The organism is Arachidicoccus sp., assembly GCF_050436765.1.
Classification (GTDB): domain Bacteria; phylum Bacteroidota; class Bacteroidia; order Chitinophagales; family Chitinophagaceae; genus Arachidicoccus.
Genome location: NZ_JBNQGD010000094.1, coordinates 1 through 6,250 on the forward strand (window position 1 = coordinate 1; position 6,250 = coordinate 6,250).

General features: G+C 36.2%; 4 protein-coding genes. All 4 read left to right on the forward strand.

Annotation, left to right across the window (positions count from 1 at the left end; all coding sequences use genetic code 11):
• Window positions 1-466 precede the first annotated feature (466 nt).
• Window positions 467-1,732 carry a hypothetical protein gene (locus ACQR30_RS03955; RefSeq protein WP_429731571.1) on the forward strand — a complete coding sequence of 422 codons (1,266 nt, stop codon included), beginning with the start codon at window positions 467-469 and terminating at the stop codon, window positions 1,730-1,732.
• Between the two features lie 534 nt (window positions 1,733-2,266).
• Window positions 2,267-3,259, forward strand: a complete 993-nt coding sequence (locus ACQR30_RS03960) for a glycoside hydrolase family 43 protein (protein ID WP_429731574.1) — start codon at window positions 2,267-2,269, stop codon at window positions 3,257-3,259.
• Window positions 3,231-5,114 carry a six-hairpin glycosidase gene (locus ACQR30_RS03965; RefSeq protein ID WP_429731577.1) on the forward strand — a complete coding sequence of 628 codons (1,884 nt, stop codon included), beginning with the start codon at window positions 3,231-3,233 and terminating at the stop codon, window positions 5,112-5,114. The genes ACQR30_RS03960 and ACQR30_RS03965 overlap by 29 nt, the downstream gene beginning before the upstream one ends.
• Window position 5,115: 1 nt before the next feature.
• Window positions 5,116-6,250: sialate O-acetylesterase (locus ACQR30_RS03970; protein ID WP_429731580.1), on the forward strand; the 1,135-nt coding region annotated here is incomplete at its 3' end.

Sequence of the window (6,250 nt, forward strand, 5' to 3'; positions counted from 1 at the left end):
AAGACGTTAGACCTTTATAGAGGTTGCCTTTACCAAAGGCAACCTCTTATTCTTTATTTTTTGGAATATGAAAATCTCCGCTTAAGATTTAAAACGCTTTATAAAAGAAATTTGAAAACAAACCGGTTCAATCATTGCAGGGACATGAACCAAGAAATTAATCATCTACAAAGTAACGAATTTATTCAATTTGATCCATTGGAAGTAATGGGGAGTAGTTGATGGTGTATAGATTCTAAATGCATTTCTTCTGGGTTTTATTTGGTTTTCTTATTGGGCATGATTTTATTTAATCATGCCCAATTTTTTTCTTGTCTGTCATTGTGCTATTATAGGTGTTAAAAAAGACCTCCATGAGTTCTTTTAAAGCAATTAACGCTTCTATTAACTAATAATCGAAAAGTTAATATTTTTTGCCCTGTATTGATAACTAAAATAATACCTGAAATTTGCTAAAATCATTTTTATGCAGCAGTTACGTATAATTTTCGCTTTGTTGGGTATCACAATTTCCTCGGCCCTACTGGCGCAAAGTCCTGTGAAACATGTTACTGACAGCACTTCCATTGAACGTGATACGTCTAGCCCAAGGCCGCAAATAATTGCAGACAATACAACGGATAAGATTTTGCGGGATAAAATAATGAATGAAATACAATCTGGCTTTGATAAAAAAACTAAAATAATTGATTCGACTGTTTATCAATTGGATCAAAAAGTAAATGCATTAAATATATCTATCAAGGATTCTAAAGATGCAAAAGAAAAGGTCGAAAAACTCTTTTTAAGAGTACAGGCTTTAGAGGACCGCCAAAAGGCTATGGAACAAAATGACGTTAACACCTATCAAGCCAATTATCAGTCTGCGATCGTCAATCTATTGTCCATGGATAGAGAGATAAAACCTCTGCTGCTTTTTAATTCTACGCGCCGCTTTTTTGACCAACTAAATGAAGCGGGTAATCCGATGAATTATGCGGGCTATAAGGAATGGTTTTCAAAGTTTGGTCAATACGTAAAGAAGAATGAAAAGACTGATGAAGCGCTAAATATGACTAGCAACCTGCTTACATTCTCTGGAAGTACTGCACAGTATGTTCCAGTTGTGGGACCCATTTCTTCTGTACTTTTTGCCGGCATGACTACTTATTTAAGTAGCTTGGGTAAAAGAAATAAGGCACTTCGGGACCAAAGTGAAAAAATGATTGCACTCACAATGAAAGTAAGTCAATTTGATTATGACAAGGGGGAAATAGAGCATGAATGGGAAGTGATAACAGCCGAATTAAAAGGCCTTAAAAGTCTTTATACCCATAGTTTAACCTATAATCTAAGATTGTTGAACGTTGATTCTACAAATTTTGTCGATTCCTTTACCACACAAAGCGATGCTGAAATCAGGTATCAGTATTTAACGACTCTGCGTAAGAACGCAAGTAATTATATCGCTGCAAAAAAAATATCCGACCCTAAAGGCTGGAAAGAAGATGTATATTATAATATGATGGAGGTGCAATCTCTAAAAACGAGATTTGGCCAAATAACTTTTAGAATTGATCAAAATATTATAAAATATGGGGAAGTTTTTGAAAAATACAAAAGTGACCCGCAGATTGGGCCACAAATAACCAATTTGCTTTCAAAGTTAACCGATTTAGAAGAGACATTTGATAAAGCCTTTGATCCAATGGATTACATAAATTCTGCAACAAAAATGTATAAGGTGATGTGATAATTACCAATGCGACAATTTGAATGAGACTGTTCATGAACCGGAAAGCCCCTCTCTTCAATGAATTGTTTAAACGCTTTCATGCATCCTTTAGTGTTGAATTTTTATTCGCTGGAATGCTCCTTCAAAAGGGGCAGCAGGCTATAATTGTCATTTTATTTTTGAAAAGAAATTTTATTGGATAAATCTATCGGAATAGATAAAAGTCATCTGAATTCTTTCTTTATTTTTTAATGCCGCTACAATATGGCTGGGTAGGCTTGTGCCATTATCAAAGGATTAAAACATTTTCTAATCCCCTCGGTGTGGTAGTCCCCGATATCTTTCACATTCTCCTTTTTTGCTTTTGATTTCCCAGCATTTAAATACGATCCATGATAATATTCTATAACCTTATGGAAAGATTTTAAGATTATTTATTTATATATAAATGTATTTTTGACATATAAATTTACTAACTTAGATTTGTTATTGACTTTTGAATAGGAAAGAAGGGATAGCAAATAATTTAAAAACTGTATTTATTTATTCAAATTGAAAATAATAATTAAAATAGGAAATTTCTCCAATACTTTGTTGAAGAGCTTTGTAGAGCCTTGCCATAGAAGGATTCTTCTATGCTGTCTATTCTTTTTTACTTTATTTTCTTGCTCTAATTCGGCCTATCTATATTCTTCCTTTCACGAACCCGCTAATCAAGGTTTGAGATTTTTGTATAGCTATGACGGCTATCACTGGAAAGATTTTGGACATATTTTTTTGAAACCCGAAGTGGGAGAAAAAAGGATTATGCGGGATGCTTCTATTTTACAAGGACCAGACAAAGTTTTTCGTTTAGTTTGGACTTCTTCTTGGAAAGGTGAAAAAAGCTTTGGTTATGCTAGTTCAAAAGATCTTATCCATTGGTCAAAAGAACAAGAAATTCCTGTCATGGAAAACGAGCCCACGACAGTCAATGTTTGGGCGCCCGAACTATTTTATGATGCAGTTACAAAACAATATATTATTGTGTGGGCTTCCACCGTTCCGCATCGTTTTGCAAGGGGACAGGAAGATGAGGATAATAATCACAGATTGTATTATGTGACGACCCGAGATTTCAAAAATTTTTCTAAAGAACAATTATTTTTCGATCCGGGTTTTAGTAGCATTGATGCACAAATCATTAAACAAGGGAAAGGAAAATATGTACTTGTTTTTAAGGATAATACCAGGCCTAATAGAGATATAAAAGTCGCTTTTTCCAATAATCCGTTAGGGCCCTATCAGAATGTTTCAAAGGCTTTTACACCCGGCTTTTCCGAAGGGCCGGCAACAATAAAAGTGGGCAAAAACTATCTAATTTATTTTGATTGGTACAGCAAAAAAGTATTTGGCGCGGTAAAAACGAGGGATTTTCAAACATTTACCAATGTTACCAGTCAAATTGATATTCCACAAGGACATAAACATGGAACAATTATAAAGGTCAAAAAGAAAATCATCAGAAATATATTCCATGAACTATCTAATAACAATGACGACTAAAGGAAAGAACGATTTCTTAAAAATAATGACAGTTTTGGTGTTTTCTCTAGTTACTGTAAATTCAGGACTGAAAGCGCAGGATACGGTACATTATAGTGGACAAACATTGGTAAATGTAGATTATCCCGATGGCCGCCTCGCACCGGTAGTAGGGGTACATAACATACAGGTTTTAAGAGCCAATAGACAGCATCCTTCAACTGCGGAAAATTACGGATGGACATATAATCATCAACCGATGCTGGCATATTGGAATAATCAATTTTATTTGGAATATCTAAGTGACAAAGTGGGGGAGAGTGTCCCACCTGGGCATACATTATTAACAACCTCCAAAGATGGTTATAGCTGGCAAAAGCCAATGGTCATTTTTCCAAAATATAAAATACCGGACGGCACCACAAAACCAGGTGTTAAAGGTGTCGCGAAGGATTTGTATGCGGTAATGCATCAAAGAATGGGCTTTTATGTTTCAAAATCTAATCGTCTTTTGGTAATGGGTTTTTACGGAATTGTGCTCGCTGCTCACGATGACCCAAATGATGGTAAAGGTATTGGGCGTGTCGTAAGAGAAGTCTATAAAAATGGTCAATTAGGACCGATTTATTTTTTGCATTATAATCCTGCTTGGAACGAAAAAAATACGAGTTATCCTTTTTTTACAAATAGCAAAGACAAAGGCTTTGTTGCAGCTTGCAAAGAGGTAATGGATGATCCTTTGATGATGATGCAGTGGGAAGAAGAGACCGATAGAAAAGATCCTTTGATTCCTTTGCATAAAAATTATAAAGCCTTTAATTTTTATCATTTACCAGATGGGCGCGTTGTGGGATTATGGAAATATGCGCTTACCGCCATCAGTAAGGACAATGGAAAAACTTGGCCGCTAAACGCTACGCGCGCACCGGGATTTGTGACTAGTAATGCCAAAATCTGGGGACAGCGTACCTCTGACGGAAAATATGTAACGGTGTATAATCCCTCTGAATTCAGATGGCCTTTGGCCCTTTCGACGAGTAAGGATGGGCTAAATTATACGAATTTACTTTTAGTGAACGGCGAGATTCCTCCTATGCGTTATGGTGGTGCTTATAAATCTTATGGACCTCAATATACACGCGGTATTATTGAAGGAAACGGGACGCCTCCAGATGGTAATTTATGGGTAAGTTATAGTATGAATAAGGAAGATATTTGGGTCTCAGAGATTCCTGTTCCCATCAAGGAGTTAGCGACACAACAGGCAAATGATGACTTTAATAAAATGCCCAACGGGAAAGAATTAGTGAAGTGGAATTTTTATAGTCCGCAATGGGCGCCTGTGGGGATTACTAAAATGCCAAATGGAAAAAAAGCACTCACCTTGAGTGACTGGGATCCCTTTGATTATGCCAAGGCAGAACGAATAATTCCCGACGCGAAAATTTTGACGGCTTCCTTTTCGATAACACCTGAACAAAATAAAAATGGCCAATTAGATATAGCATTTCAAAACGCAGTGGGTGCAGCAGCAATTCGACTAACCTTTGATTCTACCGGTACTTTTTTTGCAAAAGCCGGTTACAGAAACAAAGACATTATGAAATACGACGCAGGTAAAACGTATAATATAGAAGTGAGCTTAAATACCCAAAACCGCTTTTATACGGTTAAAGTCAATGGTGAAATGAAAATGAGAAATTTGTTCTTTGCGCCAATTCACTACGTAAGACGAATTGTTTTTAGAACAGGCGGTGTGAGAAGATTTCCAAATGCAGATACGCCTACAGACCAAGACTATGATTTACCCAACGCTGGTGAAAAAACCCAAAAAGCAACTTATTATATAGCATATTTAAAAACTACAGATAAATAAAATGGAATTACTTAAGAAGGTATTTTTATGGAGTGTTGCATTTGTTTTTGCGAGAACAAATGCTGCTGAAGCCTCCATTACTTTACCACAGATAATTGGAAACAATATGGTTCTGCAAAGAGAACAACCGGTGCCCATTTGGGGGAATGCTGAGCCGGGAGAAAAAATAATTGTTCTTTTTAATCATCAAGAAAAAAGAACAAAAGCAGATACCCAGGGCAAATGGGAGGTCTGGCTTGACCCGTTAAGCACTTCATTTACCCCGGAAAATTTAACCATAGAAGGTAGCAATACAATTGTGCTTAAAAATATTCTTGTAGGAGAAGTCTGGTTTACTTCCGGACAATCAAATATGGAGTATACCATGCGTAGAAACAGTAAAGTGACCAAGACTTATGCAACGGGATATTCTCCAGTGGATGAATTGAATTATGCAAAAAATAAAAACATTAGAATATTTTTGGGTGATAGAAAGAGGCTAGTAAAAGTTCATCCAGATCACGAAGGATGGTGTTATGCAGAAGATTCTGCCTTACGTTCTTTTTCTGCCGTTTCGTATTTTTTTGCCAAGGAATTGTATGAAAAATTACATGTACCCATTGGTGTCATTTCTTCAGCTGTTCCGGGAAGTGCTATAGAGCCCTGGTTAGGTGCAACCATTACTTTAACGGACAAGGATGGGAAAATATTAAACGCAGATACTTCGAAACCCGGTAAATTTTATCCCACATTAATACAAACAATTGCACCATTTGGTATTAAGGGTATTCTTTGGTATCAAGGTGAGACCAATTGTTTCCAAAACGAAACGCTGGGTTATACTTATAAAATGAAATTGCTTATTGATGAATGGAGAAGTCTTTGGCATAAACCCGACTTACCATTTTATTATGTTCAAATTGCGCCTTATTTGTATTCTAAAAGCCCGGGAAAATATCCTTTAGATAAATATACGCTTCCAAAGTTTTGGGAAGCTCAAACTTTGGCACTTAAAATTCAAAATACCGGAATGGCCGTGATAAATGATTTACCTGATAATTTGGACAATATTCATCCACCGGGAAAATGGGAGGTTGGCCGTCGTTTAGCTTTAATTGCTTTAGCAAAAAATTATCATCAAAATGTAGAATATAGTG